This window comes from Pseudomonas sp. P4_C4 (assembly GCF_056402055.1).
In genome coordinates, this window is record NZ_JBFUID010000007.1 from 31,316 (window position 1) to 50,745 (window position 19,430).

The 19,430-nt window shown below is 60.5% G+C and carries 21 protein-coding genes; 11 read left to right on the forward strand and 10 right to left on the reverse strand.

What is annotated here, in order from left to right; translation table 11 throughout:
• Positions 1-65 precede the first annotated feature (65 nt).
• From AC1DXW_RS06090 to AC1DXW_RS06110, 5 genes are all read right to left on the reverse strand, one after another.
• Positions 66-515, reverse strand: coding sequence for a Spy/CpxP family protein refolding chaperone (locus tag AC1DXW_RS06090; protein ID WP_477754468.1), 450 nt, complete (start codon positions 513-515; stop codon positions 66-68).
• 208 nt (positions 516-723) lie between these two features.
• Complete coding sequence (locus AC1DXW_RS06095; protein ID WP_477754467.1) at positions 724-1,401, reverse strand: response regulator transcription factor; 678 nt, start codon at positions 1,399-1,401, stop codon at positions 724-726.
• Between the two features lie 7 nt (positions 1,402-1,408).
• The gene (locus AC1DXW_RS06100) at positions 1,409-1,822 is read right to left on the reverse strand and encodes an SH3 domain-containing protein (protein WP_477759845.1); all 414 of its coding nucleotides are present in this window, start codon (positions 1,820-1,822) and stop codon (positions 1,409-1,411) included.
• A 122-nt stretch (positions 1,823-1,944) separates the two neighbouring features.
• On the reverse strand, positions 1,945-2,244 hold the full coding sequence (locus AC1DXW_RS06105; RefSeq protein WP_477752379.1) for a YciI family protein: 300 nt from the start codon (positions 2,242-2,244) through the stop codon (positions 1,945-1,947).
• Between the two features lies 1 nt (position 2,245).
• The gene (locus AC1DXW_RS06110; protein WP_477752380.1) at positions 2,246-2,842 is read right to left on the reverse strand and encodes a septation protein A; all 597 of its coding nucleotides are present in this window, start codon (positions 2,840-2,842) and stop codon (positions 2,246-2,248) included.
• An 87-nt stretch (positions 2,843-2,929) separates the two neighbouring features.
• On the opposite strand from AC1DXW_RS06110, the gene AC1DXW_RS06115 reads away from it, so the two are divergent.
• The 7 genes from AC1DXW_RS06115 to arfB all read left to right on the forward strand — a co-directional run bounded on the left by AC1DXW_RS06115 (position 2,930) and on the right by arfB (position 10,585).
• Positions 2,930-3,793 carry a PHP domain-containing protein gene (locus tag AC1DXW_RS06115; RefSeq protein WP_218432616.1) on the forward strand — a complete coding sequence of 288 codons (864 nt, stop codon included), beginning with the start codon at positions 2,930-2,932 and terminating at the stop codon, positions 3,791-3,793.
• 13 nt (positions 3,794-3,806) lie between these two features.
• Positions 3,807-4,436, forward strand: coding sequence for an L-threonylcarbamoyladenylate synthase (locus AC1DXW_RS06120; RefSeq protein ID WP_032829738.1), 630 nt, complete (start codon positions 3,807-3,809; stop codon positions 4,434-4,436).
• Between the two features lie 60 nt (positions 4,437-4,496).
• Complete coding sequence (locus AC1DXW_RS06125) at positions 4,497-5,255, forward strand: segregation and condensation protein A (RefSeq protein ID WP_181456712.1); 759 nt, start codon at positions 4,497-4,499, stop codon at positions 5,253-5,255.
• An 11-nt stretch (positions 5,256-5,266) separates the two neighbouring features.
• Positions 5,267-6,250, forward strand: a complete 984-nt coding sequence (gene scpB, locus AC1DXW_RS06130) for an SMC-Scp complex subunit ScpB (protein WP_477752381.1) — start codon at positions 5,267-5,269, stop codon at positions 6,248-6,250.
• 285 nt (positions 6,251-6,535) lie between these two features.
• On the forward strand, positions 6,536-7,756 hold the full coding sequence (rluB, locus tag AC1DXW_RS06135) for a 23S rRNA pseudouridine(2605) synthase RluB (protein ID WP_477752382.1): 1,221 nt from the start codon (positions 6,536-6,538) through the stop codon (positions 7,754-7,756).
• Positions 7,757-8,535: 779 nt separating this feature from the next.
• Positions 8,536-9,948 (forward strand): amino acid permease, encoded by a 1,413-nt coding sequence (locus AC1DXW_RS06140; RefSeq protein WP_477752383.1) that lies wholly within the window; start codon positions 8,536-8,538, stop codon positions 9,946-9,948.
• A gap of 223 nt (positions 9,949-10,171) precedes the next feature.
• Positions 10,172-10,585, forward strand: a complete 414-nt coding sequence (gene arfB / locus AC1DXW_RS06145; protein WP_108218603.1) for an alternative ribosome rescue aminoacyl-tRNA hydrolase ArfB — start codon at positions 10,172-10,174, stop codon at positions 10,583-10,585.
• Here arfB and AC1DXW_RS06150 read toward each other — a convergent pair.
• The 5 genes from AC1DXW_RS06150 to phhA form a co-directional block, all read right to left on the reverse strand.
• The gene (locus AC1DXW_RS06150; protein ID WP_477759846.1) at positions 10,582-11,781 is read right to left on the reverse strand and encodes an MFS transporter; all 1,200 of its coding nucleotides are present in this window, start codon (positions 11,779-11,781) and stop codon (positions 10,582-10,584) included. The two genes, arfB and AC1DXW_RS06150, sit on opposite strands and share 4 nt — an antisense overlap.
• A gap of 99 nt (positions 11,782-11,880) precedes the next feature.
• Entirely contained in the window at positions 11,881-12,066 is a 186-nt protein-coding gene (locus AC1DXW_RS06155; RefSeq protein WP_477752385.1) for a hypothetical protein, read from the reverse strand.
• A 412-nt stretch (positions 12,067-12,478) separates the two neighbouring features.
• The gene (locus AC1DXW_RS06160; RefSeq protein WP_477752386.1) at positions 12,479-13,672 is read right to left on the reverse strand and encodes an amino acid aminotransferase; all 1,194 of its coding nucleotides are present in this window, start codon (positions 13,670-13,672) and stop codon (positions 12,479-12,481) included.
• Complete coding sequence (locus AC1DXW_RS06165; RefSeq protein ID WP_046037728.1) at positions 13,672-14,028, reverse strand: 4a-hydroxytetrahydrobiopterin dehydratase; 357 nt, start codon at positions 14,026-14,028, stop codon at positions 13,672-13,674. Before AC1DXW_RS06165 ends, AC1DXW_RS06160 begins: the two co-directional genes overlap by 1 nt.
• 104 nt (positions 14,029-14,132) lie before the next feature.
• On the reverse strand, positions 14,133-14,924 hold the full coding sequence (gene phhA / locus AC1DXW_RS06170) for a phenylalanine 4-monooxygenase (protein ID WP_104449926.1): 792 nt from the start codon (positions 14,922-14,924) through the stop codon (positions 14,133-14,135).
• A gap of 279 nt (positions 14,925-15,203) precedes the next feature.
• Here phhA and AC1DXW_RS06175 point away from each other — a divergent pair, with 279 nt between their 5' ends.
• The 4 genes from AC1DXW_RS06175 to flgH all read left to right on the forward strand — a co-directional run bounded on the left by AC1DXW_RS06175 (position 15,204) and on the right by flgH (position 19,419).
• Positions 15,204-16,763, forward strand: coding sequence for a sigma-54-dependent phenylalanine hydroxylase transcriptional regulator PhhR (locus tag AC1DXW_RS06175; protein ID WP_008021363.1), 1,560 nt, complete (start codon positions 15,204-15,206; stop codon positions 16,761-16,763).
• Positions 16,764-17,099: 336 nt separating this feature from the next.
• Positions 17,100-17,840, forward strand: a complete 741-nt coding sequence (locus AC1DXW_RS06180) for a flagellar basal body rod protein FlgF (protein WP_477752387.1) — start codon at positions 17,100-17,102, stop codon at positions 17,838-17,840.
• Positions 17,841-17,885: 45 nt separating this feature from the next.
• Positions 17,886-18,671: a flagellar basal-body rod protein FlgG gene (flgG, locus tag AC1DXW_RS06185; protein WP_007975316.1), complete on the forward strand. Its 786-nt coding sequence runs from the start codon at positions 17,886-17,888 to the stop codon at positions 18,669-18,671.
• A gap of 52 nt (positions 18,672-18,723) precedes the next feature.
• The gene (gene flgH, locus AC1DXW_RS06190; RefSeq protein ID WP_108218610.1) at positions 18,724-19,419 is read left to right on the forward strand and encodes a flagellar basal body L-ring protein FlgH; all 696 of its coding nucleotides are present in this window, start codon (positions 18,724-18,726) and stop codon (positions 19,417-19,419) included.
• The last annotated feature ends 11 nt before the right edge of the window (positions 19,420-19,430 follow it).

Consider the following 19,430-nt stretch of genomic DNA (forward strand, 5'->3'; position numbering starts at 1 on the left):
GCTCGCTCCTACAGTAAAAGCAGCAGACCCAACGGTGTTGAGCCGTTGGGTCCGGAGTTAGCGCATTATTGCGCTTTTTGCGGTTGTTGCGCTTTCCAGGCTTTGAACTCGGCCCACTCGGCGCGGCGTTCGGCCTGTTTTTTCTGGATCTCGTCGAATTTCTTCTGTTGATCCGGCTTCAGCAAGGCGCGCACGTCCGCTTCGGCTTTCTTGTGGTTAGCGGCCATCTCGTCTTTCATGGCTTTCTGGTCGGCTGGCGAGAGCTTCTCCAGGTACTTCTCGACCAGTTGCTTACGCTCGTGCATCTGCTCGCCCATGATCTTGCGGATCTGCTCGCGCTGTTCGCGGCTCAGGTCCAGTTCACTGTACGGGCCTTTGCCGTGCATGCCGTGCATCTGACCGCCGTGGCGCGAACCGTCCATCGACCCATCCATCGGGCCGGTGCCTTCAGGCATGGCCATGGCAACGGTCGGCAGGGCAGCAGCGAACATCAGAGCGATAAGAGTCTTGCGCATGGTGTATCTCCTTGTCTCGTTCCCGGTACGTTCCGGATGAGTACAGATTACGCAGATCAAGGTCAGCGGCGGTCAGCGGAGGGTAAAGCTTTGGTAAACATGATTTTCGGCCGACCTGACAAACCCGTAGGAGCTGCCGCAGGCTGCGATCTTTTGACCTTGGCTTTGAAGATCAACAGATCGCAGCCTGCGGCAGCTCCTACGGGGATCAGAGGCTGTAGTAGTAGCCGCGGCTGCGCAGGGCGACGATGCGCGGACGACCGTCGGGGTGTGGGCCGATTTTTTTGCGCAGGTTGCTGACGTGCATGTCCAGGCTGCGGTCGTACAGGGTCAGCTTGCGTCCGAGAGCGATCTGCGCCAGTTCCTGTTTGTCCAGGGGCTCGCCGGGTTGCTTGAGCAGGGCTTCCAGCAGGCGGCTTTCGGAAACAGTGAGGGTGAACTCTTGCTCGTCGATGCTGACCACGCCGCGCACCGGGCTGAAACACAGGTCGCCCAGCTCCATCTGGCTGGACACCGCTACCGGATGGCTACGACGCAGGACCGCGCGCAGGCGGGCAGTCAGTTCCCGCGGGTCGCAGGGTTTGGCCAGGTAATCGTCGGCGCCGAGTTCCAGGCCGAGGATACGGTCCAGGGGCTCGCCACGGGCCGAGAGCATCAGCACCGGCAGATCCGGGTGATCGCTGCGCAACTGCTTGAGCAGTTCCAGGCCGCTGCCATCGGGCAACATCACATCCAGCACCACGGCCGCCGGGGCGGTTTCGGCCAGTGCACGGCGTGCGCTCTGGCCATCGTGACAGGCACGTACCTGAAACCCTTCCTGGCTCAGCCAGCTGCTCAGGAGCTCGCACAGCTCCTGGTCATCATCAATAAGTAACAGCTCGCTCATGACTCACTCAATTTAGCCATTGTCGACGTTTTCGACTTGCTCCACTGGCGAAGATACCGCAGAGCAGAGCCAATAGCGCTACCCCGGCGCCAATGACAAACCATTGTTGCTGGTCGGTCAGCAGGCGCGGCAGTGGACTGCTGGCCTGGGCTTCCTTGAGTTGCAGCTTCAAGCGCTGGTTCTCCTGGCGCAACCGGGCCAGCAGCGGGCTTTCGCGTTCGCCATCGGCAGTTTGCAATTGTTTGTTCAGATCTTCCCGTTGCCGTTCGCTTTCTTTCAAGCGTTGCTGCAACTCGGTGATCTGGCTGCCGGCGCTCAAGGAAAGCGGCGTGGAATTACCGCCCTCGACACTTTCCTCACCGTGGGCAGGCGCCCCGATCGACAACGTGACCAACATCAGACACAACGGACCCTTGCGCATCGCGACTCCTGATTCCAATACGAGTATTGGGCAAGTTGTCGGCCGGCAAGCGAGAATAATGAGCGATTGAGAACGCGATGTACCGACAAGGTTCATCGCGTGGGGCAATTGCGAGAAGAAAGTTACGGCAGGACTTGCTTGAACGGCTTGACCAGAACGTTGGCGTAGACGCCTGCGGCGATGTACGGATCAGCGTCGGCCCAGGCCTGGGCGGCGCTCAGGGAATCGAATTCGGCGACGATCAGGCTGCCAGTGAATCCCGCCGCGCCCGGATCATTGCTGTCGACGGCCGGGTGTGGGCCGGCCAATACGATGCGACCTTCGCCCTTGAGCACTTGCAGGCGATCGAGGTGCGCAGGCCGTGCGGCCAGGCGGGCTTCCAGGGAGTTGGCGACGTCTGTGGCAATGATTGCGTAAAGCATGTCAGTCCTCGGTTTTTGGCGTAGTGGTATCGGCATCGTGCAGATGGCGGGACAGGTAGATGCCCTGACCGACCAGGAACAGCAAAGTCATGCCCAGGCTGCCGAAGACCTTGAAGTCGACCCAGTAGCTCTGGAAGGTGAACGCGACAAACAGGTTGGCGGCACCGCAAAACAGGAAGAAGACGATCCAGGCGATGTTCAGGCGCGTCCAGACCGGCTCCGGCAAGGTCAGCGCGTGGCCCATGATGCGCTTGATCAGCAGGCTGTCACCGACGAAGTGGCTGCCGATGAACGCCAGGGCGAACAGCCAGTTGACCACCGGGGCTTTCCACTTCAGGAACGTCTCGCTGTGGAACGCCAGGGTCAGGCTGCCGAAGACCAGGCAGGCGATCAGGGTCAGCCACTGGCTCTTCTCCAGCTTGCGCTGCTTGATGAACAGCGTGCCGTAGACCACCAGGGAACTGACGATCAGCATCGCGGTGGCGCTGTAAATACCGCCTACAGTGAGCTCATGGCCGGCGATGTCGACGACCCGTGGATCGATCTTGAAGACGATGAAAAACAGCAGGAGCGGGATGAAATCGATGAATTGTTTCACAGTGGCAGCCAGAAGCAGGATGTGGCGGCATAATAACAAACATATGGGCGCGCGATAGCGCCAGCTGATTTGAGGTTACAAAGCCCTGTGAATGTTGATTTGCACTGCCATAGCACGGCCTCCGATGGCGCCCTGGCGCCTGCGGTTCTGGTGGCGCGGGCGTTCGAGAAAGGCGTGCGAGTCCTGGCCCTGACCGATCACGACACCCTTGAAGGCCTTGACGAGGCCCGCCACGCGGCCACCGCGCTGGGGATGCAACTGGTCAACGGCGTCGAATTGTCCTGCACCTGGGGTGGCGCGACCATTCATGTCCTGGGCTACGGTTTTGACGTGAACGCCGCGCCGTTGGTCGAGGCCATCGCCAGATTGCATGATGGCCGCTGGCTACGCTCCGAGGAAATCAGCCGCAAACTGGCGCTCAAAGGCATGCCGGGGGCGCTGGAGGGCGCCCGCAAGATCCAGCAGGAGCTGGGCGACAGCGGCAATGCGCCGGCCCGCCCGCATTTCGCCGACTGGATGGTGCGTGAGGGTTTCGTCAAGGACCGCGCCGAGGCGTTCCGCAAATGGCTGGGCGCCGGCAAGCTGGGCGACGTCAAGCAACACTGGCCGACCCTGGAAGAAACCGTCGAAACCCTGCGCGCAGCCAAAGCCTGGGTCAGCCTGGCACACCCCTGGCACTACGAATTCACCCGAAGCAAGCGTCGTCGCCTGATTGCCGACTATATTCAAGCAGGGGGCCACGCCATCGAAGTGGTCAATGGTTACCAGCCTGCCGAGCAAGTGGGCAGCCTGGCCATTCTGGCCCGCGAGTTCGGTCTGCTGGTCAGCGCCGGCAGTGATTTTCATGGCCCTGGAGGGTGGTCGGAGATCGGTGAATACCGGCCACTCCCGGAGGATCTGCCACCACTATGGTGTCGATTCAAACATGACCCAGTTATTGCCGCCGTCTGAACAGGTAGAGAATGTGAGTCAATTTTTCCAGATTCATCCGGAAAACCCGCAAGCGCGCCTGATCAAACAGGCAGTCGAGATCATCCGCAAGGGCGGGGTGGTGATTTATCCCACGGACTCTTCCTACGCCATTGGTTGCCAGATCGGCGACAAGGTGGCCGTGGAGCGCGTTCGGCGCCTGCGACAGCTGGATGAAAAACACAACTTCGCGCTGATCTGCAGCGACCTGTCGCAACTGGGCCTGTTCGCCAAGATCGACACCGGCACATTCCGTATTCTCAAGGCCCATCTGCCGGGACCGTATACCTTCATTCTCAACGCCACCCGCGAAGTACCGCGGCTGTTGTTGCACCCGAAGAAACGTACGATCGGCCTGCGTGTGCCGAGCCACCCGATTGCCCTGGCGCTGCTGGCTGAACTGGGCGAACCGTTGATGAGCGTGACCCTGATCATGCCTGGCGATGAAGATCCGTTGAGCGACCCACACGAAATGCGCCAACTGCTCGAACACCAGGTTGATCTGATCATCGACGGCGGTTTCGGCGGGATCAAGGCGTCCACCGTGATCAGCCTCGCCGACGGCGAGCCGGAAGTCATTCGCGTTGGTTGCGGCGACCCTGCGCCGTTCATGGTCGAGGCCTAGATGTCCGCAGTAGAACCCGTCGACAGTCAGGCCGGAGCCCAGCAGGAACTGCCCTTCGCCATGGTCTATGGCCAGGCGGTCATGGAAATGCCGCTGGACCTGTACATCCCGCCGGATGCCCTCGAGGTCTTCCTCGAAGCCTTCGAAGGGCCCCTCGACCTGCTGCTGTACCTGATCCGCAAACAGAACATCAACATCCTCGACATCCCGGTGGCGGAAATCACTCGCCAGTACATGGGCTACGTCGAGTTGATGCAGTCGGTGCGCCTGGAGCTGGCCGCCGAGTACTTGGTGATGGCTGCGATGCTGGCCGAAATCAAGTCGCGGATGTTGTTGCCACGGGCCGAAACCGTTGAAGACGAAGAGGAAGACCCGCGCGCCGAACTGATCCGCCGCTTGCAGGAATATGAACGCTTCAAGGCTGCCGCCGAAGGCATCGATGGCCTGAGCCGCGTCGGTCGTGATGTGGTGGTGCCCAGGCTTGACGCCCCAGAGGCCCGGGCGCGCAAGCTGCTACCAGACGTGCGTCTGTCCGAGTTGCTGCTGTCGATGGCCGAGGTGTTGCGCCGTGGCGACATGTTCGAAAGCCATCAGGTCAGCCGCGAGGCGCTGTCGACCCGCGAACGCATGAGCGATGTGCTGGAACGGCTCAAGGGCGGCGGTTTCGTGCCGTTCGTCGAGCTGTTCACCGCTGAAGAAGGGCGCCTGGGGGTGGTGGTGACCTTTATGGCGATCCTTGAATTGGTCAAGGAATCCCTGGTCGAGCTGGTGCAGAATGAGCCATTTGCCGCGATCCACGTGCGAGCGCGAGCCGAATAACGAGTCGAAACATGAACCTGACTGAACCCCGTGATCTGGCACCCTTGCTCGAAGCCTTTCTGTTGGCTTCGGGAAAACCGCAATCTCTGGAAAGCCTGTTCGAACTCTTCGAAGAAGGCGAGCGCCCGGAGCCGCCGGTGTTCAAGAAGGCCCTGACGATTCTGGCCAAGTCCTGCGATGGCCGCGCGTTTGAACTGAAGGAAGTGGCCTCGGGTTATCGCCTGCAAATTCGCGAGAAATTTGCGCCTTGGGTCGGGCGTCTGTGGGAAGAGCGCCCGCAGCGTTACTCCCGTGCCATGTTGGAAACCATGGCCCTGATCGCCTATCGCCAGCCGATTACCCGTGGCGAAATCGAAGACGTGCGGGGCGTGGCGGTCAACAGCAACATCGTCAAGACGCTGATGGAGCGCGAGTGGATCCGCATCGTCGGCTACCGCGACGTGCCCGGCAAACCGGCGATGTTCGCCACCACCAAGGCGTTCCTCGATCACTTCAACCTGAAAAACCTCGACGACCTGCCGCCGCTGGCGGAACTGCGCGAGCTGGAACCGGATCCGGTGCTCGATTTCGATGACGCGCCCGTACCTGCCGGTCTGCAAGCGTTGGCCGACGCCAGCGCCGAGCCGGAAGAGCCCAAGGAAGAAACCAGTTTCCACACGCTGTTGCTGGAACTGGACAGCATGGAGGAGGGGCTCAAGACCGACTTCGACGACTTGCTGCGTGATGGGGCGTCGCCTGAGTTCGATCCGCAACAGTCGGATATCGAACCAGAAGTCGAAGCGGCGCAGCCCGAGCCGGAAGGCGAGCCTCAGTCGGACATTGAACCAGAGCAAGAAGACGACATTCTCGGCGTTGCCGAAGCCCGGGAAAAACTCCTGGCCGCCGTTGCCGCCCTCGAACAGCCGAAGCCCGAGCCCGAACTGTCAGATGAGGAAGCCGAAGCCCGCGCCCTGGCCGAAGCCATCGAAGCGGAACGCCGCGAACTTGAAGATTGACACGGACCCTGTGGGAGCGAGCTTGCTCCGGGCGGCGATCCGACGATGACGGCAGAACATTCAACATCAAGGTGACTGATCCATTGCTATCGCGAGCAAGCTCGCTCCCACAGGGAGCTGTGTTTGCTGGGCAGCTGCGCCACCGGCCGGCGGAAAAACAAATAACCTTGCATTGATCAGCTAGTCTCTGATGCGCAAACGCCCTCATGCGCGTATGATTCGCGACCCTTCGGCGATCCCTTCGCCCAAGTACCCAGTTTTCAGACCACACCGGGAGGTGCCCAGATGAGTATCAAAGACCAGCAAGACGACCAGCCAATCGGCCCAGCAGGCGAAAAACTGCAGAAAGTCCTCGCCCGTATCGGCGTCGGCTCGCGCCGTGACGTGGAAGCCTGGATCAGCCACGGCCGCATCAAGGTCAACGGCAAAGACGCCACCCTTGGCCAGCGCGTCGACATGCATGACGCCATCACCATCGATGGCAAGGTGATCAAGCGCGAAGAGGCCGCCGAATCGGTGCGCCGCGTGATCATGTACAACAAGCCCGACGGCGAGATCTGCACCCGTGTCGATCCGGAAGGCCGTCCGACCGTGTTCGACAAGATGCCGCGCCCTAAAGAGGGTCGCTGGATCAACATCGGTCGTCTGGACATCAACACCACCGGTCTGCTGATGTTCACCACTGACGGTGAACTGGCCAACCGTCTGATGCACCCGTCCTACGAGATGGACCGCGAGTACGCCGTGCGTGTACGCGGTGAAGTCGACGACGAGATGATCGAGCGTCTGAAGGCTGGCGTTGTCCTTGAAGATGGCCCGGCCAAGTTCACCGACATCAAGCAGGCGCCAGGCGGTGAAGGTTTCAACCACTGGTACCACTGCGTGGTGATGGAAGGTCGTAACCGTGAAGTGCGTCGCCTGTGGGAATCCCAGGGCCTGGTGGTCAGCCGTCTGAAGCGCGTGCGTTTCGGCCCGGTGTTCCTCAACTCCGACCTGCCGATGGGCCGCTGGCGTGAAATGAGCCAGTACGAAGTCGACATTCTGAGTGCCGAGGTCGGCCTGACACCGGTCGCGATGCCGCAGATGAACGCCAAGAGCAAGGACAAGCTTGACCGGATGCAGCGCAAATCCTCGCGTCCGATGGCCAAGACCGAGCGCGTGCGTACCCTGCGTCCGGCCGCTGGCGCAGCCGCCGCACCTGCCGCGCCACGTGCCAGCCGCGAGCCGCAGATCGAAGGCGAGCGTCCAGGGCGCAAGCCTGCTGCGCGTCAGGACGGCGAACGCGGTCCACGCACGCCACGTCCGGCCAACGGCCGTACGGAGCGTGGCGAAGGTCGTGGTACGCCGGTAGCCGATCGTCCGGCCGACACCAAGCGCCCGGCCAAGCCTGCGCCGAAGCGTCCGGGGATCAAGCTGGTCGATGGTGACACGCCATCGGGCAAGCGCCGTGGCGCACCGGCCGGTTCCGGCCAGCGTCCGGGCTTTGGGCGTCGCAAGCCGGAATAATCGGCTGAGCGCTTCATAAAAAAACGCCAACCTTCGGGTTGGCGTTTTTTTTGGCCTGGCTTTGTGTCTGTGTCGTTTTTGAGGCCGCCTTCGCGGGCAAGCCAGTCGCCGCACCGGGATGTCCGAAGTGGAAAGCCAAAATTACATGCTGTAAAGAAATCATGACGAAATCAACAGATTAACCCCATGAAATCGCCCCTCCTCGAATGTTGTAAGAAAATTCTTACGCGTCATTACCTTGCATCCTTCTCTCAACGCTCTAGCCCGCTTGTTTCATCGCGCCATGCAGGGTGTTATGCGCGCCATGCCTGTCGTGCAGGTGCATAACAAAAAGGAGGCGCAATGAACGCCGTATACCATCTCCATCTCTCTGCGAGAGGCGGTTTTCCTGCCTTTCCCGTCGATGATCCGCAAGGATCTGACCCATTTTTTGCAGCCGCCCGAGCTCCTCGGGGCGGACACAGGCAATCCCGGCCATAGACACGCTTGTCCAGCGGGTCTGGCAGCAGGGGGTTACGGGTGTACAATGCGCCGCGTTTTACCTGTGACCTCCTGCGCATCTGCGCAAACCTCAAGGCTATCCGCCTTGTTCACTCCGTCGCGTCACGAGCGTGTCGGGTTCGATTTCGTCACAGATAAAAACAAACAGGTGACGCATGACCGTTGTAATTACGCTGAACTCCTGGTGCCTGCGCTGGGGTTTGATCGGTGCCGCTTAACGCCTTTCCTGAGCAGCAACGTCTACTGAACATCATCAAACCTTGCGTGAGACCCTTTTCATGAGTGGACAAAACCCGCAATCAGGCGAGCTGAAACGCGGCCTGAAAAATCGCCACATTCAATTGATCGCCCTCGGTGGCGCGATCGGTACCGGTTTGTTCCTCGGCTCGGCCGGGGTACTGAAGTCCGCCGGCCCGTCGATGATCCTCGGCTATGCCATCTGCGGCTTCATCGCCTTCATGATCATGCGCCAACTGGGCGAAATGATCGTCGAAGATCCAGTGGCCGGTTCCTTCAGCCACTTCGCGCACAAATACTGGGGCGGCTTTGCTGGCTTCCTGTCGGGCTGGAACTGCTGGATTCTGTACATTCTGGTGGGCATGTCCGAGCTGACGGCCGTCGGCAAGTACATCCACTACTGGGCGCCGGACATCCCGACCTGGGTCTCTGCAGCTGCCTTCTTCGTACTGATCAACGCGATCAACCTGGCCAACGTCAAAGTGTTCGGCGAGGCCGAGTTCTGGTTCGCGATCATCAAGGTCGTGGCGATCGTCGGCATGATCGCCCTGGGCAGTTACCTGCTGGTCAGCGGCAATGGCGGCCCGCAAGCGGCGGTCAGCAACCTGTGGTCCCACGGTGGCTTCTTCCCGAACGGCGTCAGCGGTCTGGTGATGGCCATGGCGTTTATCATGTTTTCCTTCGGTGGTCTGGAAATGCTCGGTTTCACCGCAGCTGAAGCCGACAAGCCGAAAACCGTGATCCCGAAAGCCATCAACCAGGTGATCTACCGGATCCTGATTTTCTACATCGGTGCCCTGATCATCCTGCTGTCGTTGACTCCATGGGACAGCTTGCTGACCACCCTGAACGCCTCCGGTGACTCCTACAGCGGCAGCCCGTTCGTGCAAGTGTTCTCGATGCTGGGCAGCAACACCGCTGCGCACATCCTCAACTTCGTGGTTCTGACCGCTGCCTTGTCGGTGTACAACAGCGGCACCTACTGCAACAGCCGCATGCTGCTGGGCATGGCTGAGCAGGGCGACGCGCCGAAGGGCCTGGCGAAGATCGACAAGCGTGGCGTGCCAGTGCGTTCGATCCTGGCCTCGGCCGCCGTGACCCTGATCGCGGTACTGCTGAACTACCTGATCCCGCAAAACGCGCTGGAACTGCTGATGTCGCTGGTGGTGGCCACCCTGGTGATCAACTGGGCGATGATCAGCTACTCGCACTTCAAGTTCCGCCAGCACATGAACAAGACCAAACAGACGCCGCTGTTCAAGGCCTTGTGGTACCCATACGGGAACTACGTCTGCCTGGCGTTCGTGGTGTTCATCCTTGGCGTGATGCTGTTGATTCCGGGGATTCAGACATCGGTGTATGCGATTCCGGTGTGGCTGGTGTTCATGTGGGTCTGCTACTGCATCAAGAACAAGCGCAGTGCTCAGCGTGCCTTGCAGGCCGCAGTGGAGTAACTCCGCGCAGAAACGACAAACCCGGCCAAGTGCCGGGTTTGTCGTTTCTGCACGTACACATTTCCCTGTGGGAGCGAGCTTGCTCGCGATTAGGCCGTGTCAGTCGACATCATCGCTGCCTGACACACCGCTATCGCGAGCAAGCTCGCTCCCACAAGGGATTTGTGGCGTGCTGAAGATCTGATCGCGGTATCCTGCACGCTCTGAATACGGACGCTTTTCCATGCTGGTGATTTCCAACAACGTGCACCTGCCGGATGCCGAGATCGAGTTGACGGCCATTCGCGCCCAGGGGGCCGGTGGGCAGAACGTCAACAAGGTTTCCAGTGCCGTGCACCTGCGCTTCGACATTCCGGCGTCGTCCTTGCCCGAGTTCTACAAGGAGCGGCTGCTGGCGCTGCGCGACAGTCGCATCACCAGCGACGGTGTGTTGATCATCAAGGCCCAGCAGTACCGGACGCAGGAGCAGAACCGTGCCGATGCGCTGGAACGTTTGATAGAGCTGATCCAGAGTGCCACCAAGGTCGAAAAGAAACGCCGCCCGACCAAGCCGACGCTCGGCTCAAAAACCCGTCGGCTCGAATCCAAATCCAAGCGAGGCAACATCAAGGCCGGGCGCGGCAAGGTCGATTTCTAACGCACGTCTCGCGTTTCGCGTTGCTTCGGCGCCTGCCGGTACAGGTAGACGCTGAGCGCAAGACCGCTGAGCGCGGCGAGTGCGGCGAACAGGAAGATCGAAGCAAAGCCGAATCCCGCCGCAATCGCACCGGCCAATGGCCCGGTGATCCCCAGCGACAAATCGATGAATAGCGAATAAGCACCCACCGCCGCACCACGGCTGGAGGCGGGCACCAGATTGACCGCTTCCACGCCCAGCGCCGGAAACACCAGCGAAAAACCGAACCCGCTCAGCGCCGCGCCCGCCAGTGCCCAATGAGCGTCGGGTGCCAGCCACAGCAGCAACAGGCCCAGGGTCTCCACCGACAGGCAGGCAATCGCCACGCGAAAGCCACCGAGACGGTTGATCAGGTTGCCGAACAGCAAGCGCGCGCCGATGAAGCTGGCGCCGAACAGGCTCAGGCACAGCACCGCGTTGTCCCAGTGTTGCGTGGCGTAATACAGAGTGATGAAGGTGGCGATGGTGCCGAAACCAATGGAACCCAAGGCCAGGCCACAGCCGTGGGGGAAGACCCGCCCGAGCACATGCATGAACGGCAGGCGCTCACCGGCAACGATTGGTGCGGCGGTTTTCGGCCAGGCCAGCAGCAGGCCGAGCACGGCCAGCAACACAATGCTCACGCCCATGCTCCACAAGCCCAGTCGATGGACGAGCAACACCCCCAAGGGCGCGCCGACAGCCAGTGCACCATAGCTGGCGATACCGTTCCATGAGATGACTTTGGCCGTGTTCGCCGCGCCGACGCGGCCGATGCCCCAGCCAATCGAGCCCGAGCCCACCAGGCTTTCCGCGCTGCCGAGCACCAGACGGCCGATCAACAGGCTGAACAGGCTCAAGGCCGGCAGGTTCTGGGTCCAGGCCGAGACCAGCATGAACACACCGCTCAAGCCGCAACCGGCCAGGCCATACATCACAGCCAGCTTGCTGCCCTTGTTGTCGATGATCTTCCCGGCATAGGGGCGGCTGAGCAGGGTGGCCAGGTATTGCACGCTGATCACCAGGCCCGCGATCACCGCGCCGAAGCCCAGGTCGCTGTGGACGTAGCCGGGCAATACGGCCAAGGGAATGCCGATGTTCAGGTAGCCGATAAAGGTAAACAGGACGATGGAAACAACTTGCAGCGTGACCGCCAGGGGGCGCTGGTTTTCAGGCATGGGTAAAGGTCCACGGTAAAGCAGGATAGATAGGCTGCTTATGATAGCGGTGTGGACAGTCGCAGGTTGTGAAAAAGTAAAACTATTTGCCGGGCGCTGTCATTCAGGTTTGACGGGAGCGACCAGCTGCGTGGTGACCAGGGCGGCCAGCGCATTTTCCTGGGTGCCGAAGCGGGCGAGCAAGGCGGTTTGTTTCTCGGGAGAGAGGCGATTCCAGATCTCGATCATTTTCTCGGCGGTGCCGATCAGGACGCTGGCCTGCGCTTCGCTGAATTCATCGGTCATGGGTAAAGGCTCTTTCAGGCAGTGTGGAAAGCGCATGTTAGCGCTTTCCACACGGTCTGTACGGCGGGTGTTTCAGTCTTCTCTGTCAGCCTGGCGGCTGTCAGTGGCTTCTTTCGGCTCGGGCTGTTGGGCTCCGGCTTGCTGCGTGGTCGTCTGCTCAGGTTCGTGCAGGCTTGGGAAGGGGAGATTAGGAATCTCGTGCATAGTCGCGCTCCTCGCTAAGTCTGTTGATAGATCTGGTAGATCCGCGCTTTTAAAAAGCTTGGGCAGGATACAGCACTGAAAATGACAAACGGATTTTTATATCCATTTGTTTCGACGGGTGGGGTTGTCTAGACATGACTGGAGGAGCGACACAAAACAAATGTGGGAGCAAGCTCGCTCCCACAGGGGATTTGCTGAGTTTGGGGGGTTACTCGCAGACTTTGGCAATCGCCTCGGCCAGCAAATCCAAACGCGTAGCATCAATACCTGCGACGTTAGCCCGTCCCGAACTGACCATATACACGCTGTGGTTGTCCCGCAGGTTCTTCACTTGCACAGGCGTCAAGCCGGTGTAGGAGAACATCCCGCGTTGCACGCCAATGTGCGCGAAGCGCTCGCGCAAACCGTGAGGCTCCAGCGCTTCCACCAGACCGCTGCGCAGTTGGGCGATACGCAGGCGCATGGCTTCCACTTCGTCAGCCCAGAGGTTTTTCAGCTCCGGATCAGCGAGGATGGTCGCGACCACGGCCGCCCCGTGATCCGGCGGCGTCGACCACAGGTTGCGGGCAATGTTGGCCAGTTGGCTGCGAATGTCGGTGAGCTTGTCGGCGGTTTTCGCGCAGACAATCAGTGCGCCGGTGCGGTCGCGGTACAGGCCGAAGTTCTTCGAGCAAGAGCTGGTGATCAGCAGTTCCGGCAACTCGGCGGCGAACAGCCGGGTCGACCAGGCATCCTGCTCCAGGCCATCGCCGAATCCTTGATACGCGAAGTCGATCAATGGCAGCAGTTCGCGCTTGCGTACCACCTCCAGTACCCTCTGCCAGTCATCCTGGGACAGGTCGAAACCGGTCGGGTTATGGCAGCAGGCGTGCAGCAAGACCACGTCACCCTTGGGCGCTTCATTGAGCGCCGCCAGCATGCCATCGACGTCGAGCCGGTTGTCACTGCCCACGTACGGGTAGTGGCTGACCTTGACCTTGGCTGCCGCAAAAATCGTTTCGTGGATCGGCCAGGTCGGGTTGCTCAACCACACGCCGCGGCCCGGCAGGCATTGGGCGATAAAGTCCGCGCTCAGGCGCAAAGCCCCGGTGCCGCCCGGAGTCTGGGTGGCGCCGGCGCGTTGTGCGCTGATCAGCTTCGAGTCGGCGCCCAGCACCAGCTCATTGATCGCTTTGCCGAACGCCGGCTCGCCGTGACCGCCGATGTAGGTCTTGGTGGACTGACTGTCCACCAGACGTTGCTCGGCAAGCTTCACCGACTGGAGAATCGGCGTCAGGCCCTGGGCGTCTTTGTAGACGCCCACACCCAAATCGAACTTGCGCGGGTTCGGGTCCTGCGCGTAGGCCTCCATCAGGCCGAGGATCGGGTCGCCAGGTACTCGACCGATGGCGTCGAAATGCATTATTTGCGGCCCTCGGCGTCCTTCGCCACTTCGTCAGTGCGCGCGGCCATGATGAAGTCGTTGCGGTGCAGCCCCTTGATCGAGTGGCTCCACCAGGTAACGGTGACTTTGCCCCACTCGGTCAGCAGGCCCGGGTGATGGCCTTCGGCCTCGGAGATTTCACCGACGGCGTTGGTGAACGCCAGGGCGTGCTTGAAGTTCTTGAACAGGAAGACCTTTTCCAGCTGCATGATGCTGTCACGTACTTCGATGTTCCAGTCCGGGATCTGCTTGATCAGGATCGGCAGTTCTTCGTCGCTGACTTGTGGGGCGTCGGCGCGGCAGGCTTCGCAATGGGCTTGAGTTAATGCGGTCATGATGTGTTCCTGAAATCGAATGTTGGGAAATCGGCCCTCAGTGCTACCACGCTAATCCAAAGCGATGGTTTCTGACAGGCTCACTTGATTCTAAAAGCGGCGGATCACGCGGCTTTTGGTTTTGGCGGAAATTTCGGTGTGTGCAGACCCATCTGCATCGCTTGCTTGACCATGCCCATGATGTCTTCGTGAGCGAGGTCGAACAGACGCTTGAGATTTGGCAACGCGAAGTACAGTGGCTGCAAGATATCGATGCGGTAGGGCGTGCGCATGCATTCCAGCGGATCGAACGCCTGATGCTCAGGCTCGTCCGACAGGCAATACACGGTCTCTTTCGGAGAAGACAGAATGCCGCCGCCGTAGATGCGTTGGCCTTGCGGAGTGTCGACCAGGCCGAACTCGATGGTCATCCAGTACAGGCGCGCCAGGTACACACGTTCCTCCTTGGACGCCTTGAGGCCGAGTTTGCCGTAGGTGTGGGTGAATTCGGCGAACCACGGGTTGGTCAGCAGCGGGCAGTGACCGAAGATCTCGTGGAAAATGTCCGGCTCTTGCAGGTAGTCCAGTTCTTCGCGGGTACGAATGAAGGTCGCCACCGGAAACTGCTTGCTGGCCAGCAATTCGAAAAAGGTCTGGAAGGGAATCAGTGCGGGAACCCGGGCAACTTGCCAGCCGGTGGTTTCACCGAGGACCTTGTTGATTTCGCCGAGTTGAGGAATGCGGTCGTGGGGCAGACCGAGTTTTTCGATACCGTCCAGGTACTCCTGGCACGCACGCCCTTCGATCACTTTCAGTTGGCGAGTGATCAGCGTGTTCCACACCGCGTGTTCTTCGGCGGGGTAGTCGATAAAACCTTGCGCATCGGGCTCGCGAGCCACGTATTGCGTCTGCTTCATGCTGCTCTCCTGCTAGGGGATTTCGTTCTTGTTATGTACTGCTATGGACCTAGAAATACTCCAAGGATTGCACTGTTGCAGCAGGTGCTCGGCGTCAAGCGTAGGAAAATTCCTCGATAATCGTAAAGCTTTCGTTACGTATTGAGCGTCGGTGCGCAAATGTTGAGATTGGCGGGTGGGAAAAGCTCTCCACCTGTAACATAATCTTGACGACTATCTGAGCGCCTCAGCAGAAATTATCCCTGCGCACCTTACTCACCGTTTTTTCAGGCCATTCATATGCGTATCAAAGTCCACTGCCAGAACCGCATCGGCATCCTGCGCGACATTCTCAATCTGCTGGTGGAGTACGGGATCAACGTGGCCCGCGGTGAGGTGGGTGGTGAGCATGGCAACGCCATCTACCTGCATTGCCCGAACCTGATCAACATTCAGTTCCAGGCCTTGCGTCCGAAGTTCGAAGCGATTGCCGGGGTGTTTGGCGTCAAGCGTGTAGGGCTGATGCCCAGCGAGCGTCGGCACATGGAGCTCAACGCTCTGCTCGGTGCGCTGGAGTTTCCGGTGTTGTCGATCGACATGGGCGGTTCCATCGTCGCGGCCAACCGGGCGGCGGCGCAGTTGCTCGGGGTGCGGGTCGACGAGGTGCCGGGGATTCCCCTGTCGCGCTACGCCGAAGATTTCGATTTGCCGGAACTGGTGCGCGCCAACAAGTCGCGGATCAACGGGCTGCGGGTCAAGGTCAAGGGTGACGTGTTCCTGGCCGACATCGCGCCACTGCAATCGGAGCATGACGACAGCGAAGCCATGGCCGGTGCGGTGCTGACGTTGCATCGAGCGGACCGGGTGGGCGAGCGCATCTACAACGTGCGCAAGCAGGAATTGCGTGGCTTCGACAGCATCTTCCAAAGCTCGAAAGTCATGGCTGCCGTAGTGCGCGAAGCGCGGCGCATGGCGCCACTCGATGCACCGCTATTGATAGAAGGCGAAACCGGCACCGGCAAAGAATTGTTGGCGCGGGCCTGCCATCTGGCCAGTCCTCGTGGGCAGTCGCCATTGATGGCGCTCAACTGCGCCGGCCTGCCCGAGTCCATGGCCGAGACGGAATTGTTCGGTTACGGCCCCGGTGCCTTCGAAGGGGCGCGGGCAGAAGGCAAGCTCGGGCTGCTGGAGCTGACGGCGGGCGGTACGCTGTTTCTCGATGGCGTCGGGGAAATGAGCCCGCGCTTGCAGGTGAAGTTGCTGCGCTTCCTGCAGGACGGTTGCTTCCGTCGTGTAGGCAGTGATGAAGAGGTCTACCTTGACGTGCGAGTGATCTGCGCGACCCAGGTCGACCTGTCCGAACTGTGCGCTCGCGGTGAGTTCCGCCAGGATCTCTATCACCGCTTGAATGTGTTGTCGCTGCACATCCCGCCGCTGCGCGAATGCCTCGACGGCTTGACGCCGCTGGTGGAGCACTTCCTCGATCAGGCCAGTCGGCAGATCGGTTGCCCGCTGCCGAAACTGGCCCCGGCGGCCATGGAGCGGCTCAGTCACTACCATTGGCCGGGTAACGTGCGGCAACTGGAGAACGTGCTGTTCCAGGCGGTTTCCCTGTGCGACGGCGGCACGGTCAAGGCCGAGCACATTCGTTTGCCGGACTATGGTGTGCGCCAACCCCTTGGCGATTTTTCGCTGGAGGGTGGGTTGGACGAGATCGTCGGGCGTTTCGAGAAGGCGGTGCTGGAGCGGCTGTATTCCGAGCATCCGAGCAGCCGGCAGCTGGGCAAGCGGTTGGGGGTTTCGCATACCACCATTGCCAACAAGTTGCGTGAATATGAGGTGGGCAAGACTGAGTCATAGCTGAGGCCTGCTGCGTTTGTGCTGGCCTCATCGCGAGCAAGCTCGCTCCCACAGTGGTTCATCGGCGGACACACAATCTGTGATCACCAGTGACCCTGTGGGAGCGAGCTTGCTCGCGATGGCGGTTGTGGCCGTTGCCCACGGTCACACCTTGCCACCCACTGGCATGACACCGCCGGTTTTTCGTCTCTGATACAAATCACAAATCCCCTCTGAATCCCCAAAGTCCCCTGTTTGCCGGGCCTGGCGCCGCCAAAAACAAGTTGGTCTGCAAATTGCTTATGGCTCAGCAGTACAGCAGTGGGCGGCAAACGTCCGGCAGGCAGAGGAAAGAGTGTGGACAAGTACCTTTATGTGGCAATGACCGGCGCCAGCCAGAATGCACTGGCGCAAAAGGCGCATGCCAACAACCTCGCGAACATCTCCACCAACGGCTTCCAGAAAGACCTGGAGCAAGCTCGTTCAATGCCGGTGTTCGGTGACAGCTTTCCGGCGCGTGCGTTTGCCATGTCCGAACGCCCGGCCACCGATTTCTCCCCCGGCTCACTGGTGGAAACCGGTCGCGACCTTGACGTTGCCGTGCAAGGCAGCGGCTGGATTGCCGTACAGAATCCCGATGGTGCTGAAAGCTACGTGCGCACCGGCAGCCTGAACGTTGACGCCCTGGGCGTGTTGCGTGCCGGTAATGGCATGCCGGTCATGGGCAATGGCGGGCCGATTGCCGTGCCGCCGGAGCAGCAGATCGAAGTCGGCGAGGACGGCACCATCAGCATCCGCGCAATGGGCGAAGGTCCCCGGGTGATGGCTGAAGTCGACCGCATCAAGCTGGTCAATCCGGACCTCAAGAACATGACCAAAGGCCTGGATGGTTCGATCCACACCAAGGACGGCGCGCCTGCGCAGGCCGATGCCGGCGTCAAGCTGGTGTCCGGGTTCCTCGAGTCGAGCAACGTCAATGCCGTGGAAGAGATGACCTCGGTACTGGCCTTGTCCAAGCAATTCGAGCTGCACATCAAGATGATGAACACCGCCAAAGACGATGACCAGGCCATGGCTCGGGTCTTGCAGATCAGCTAATTACCAGAACGTCGCGCCGTAAAACAGGCGCACGAGGAGAATCGAATGCTTCCGGCTCTATGGGTTGCCAAAACAGGCCTGTCCGCCCAGGACACCAACCTGACCACCATTTCCAACAACCTGGCCAACGTGTCGACCACGGGTTTCAAGCGTGACCGCGCCGAGTTCCAGGACCTGCTCTACCAGATCAAGCGTCAGCCAGGCGCCCAGTCGACCCAGGACAGCGAACTGCCGTCGGGTCTGCAACTGGGTACCGGTGTGCGTATCGTCGGCACCCAGAAAAACTTCACCGCCGGCAGTCTGCAAACCACCGAACAGCCACTGGACATGGCCATCGACGGTCGCGGTTTTTTCCAGATCCTGCAACCGGACGGCACCACGTCCTACACCCGTGACGGGACCTTCCACCTGGACTCCAACGGCCAGATCGTCAACGCCAGCGGCTTTGCCCTCGAACCGGCCATTGTCATTCCGAACGACGCGCAAACCTTCACGGTCGGTCGCGACGGCACAGTGTCCATCACCGTTGCCGGCAACCCGGCTGCCCAGGTGATCGGCAACCTGCAAACCGCCGACTTCATCAACCCGGCCGGCCTGCAGGCAGTGGGCAACAACCTGTTCCTGGAAACCGCCGCCAGTGGCGCGCCGCAAGTCGGCACTCCGGGCCTGAACGGTTTCGGCACCACGCTGCAGAACACCCTGGAAACGTCCAACGTCAGCACCGTTGAGGAGATGGTCAACATGATCACCACCCAACGCGCCTACGAGATGAACTCCAAGGTGATCTCCACCGCCGACCAGATGCTCTCGTTCGTAACGCAGAATCTGTAATCAAGTCTATGGGGCGGCCATGAGGCTGCCTGCAACACCGTGAGGTAGGGTCATGCATCGCTATGTATCTGTTCTGGCACTGAGTGGGATCACCGCGCTCGCAGGTTGCGTGCCTGCGACGCCCAAGCCCAATGACCCTTACTACGCTCCGGTGTTGCCGCGCACGCCCTTGCCGGCAGCGGCGAACAACGGCTCGATCTATCAGGCCGGTTTCGAACAGAACCTCTACAGCGACCGCAAGGCGTTCCGGATCGGTGACATCATCACCATCACCCTGAACGAAAGGACCCAGGCCAGCAAAAACGCCAACTCGCAAATTGGCAAGAACAGCAAGGCCAGCATCGGCCTGACCTCGCTGTTCGGCTCCACCCCCAACACCAACAATCCGTTCGGCAGTGGTGACCTGAGTCTGGACGCCAGCTATGAAGGCGATCGCGCGACCAAGGGCGACAGCAAGGCGGCGCAGGGCAACACCCTGACCGGCTCGATCACCGTGACCGTCGCCGATGTGTTGCCCAACGGCATCATCGCGGTGCGCGGCGAGAAGTGGATGACCCTCAATACCGGCGACGAATTGGTACGGATTGCCGGCCTGGTGCGCGCCGATGACATCTCTACCGACAACACTGTGTCGTCGACCCGTGTCGCCGATGCGCGCATCACCTACTCGGGCACCGGTTCGTTTGCCGATGCGAGTCAGCCAGGCTGGTTCGACCGTTTTTTCCTCAGCCCGCTGTTCCCTTTCTAGGTGGTCAGTTT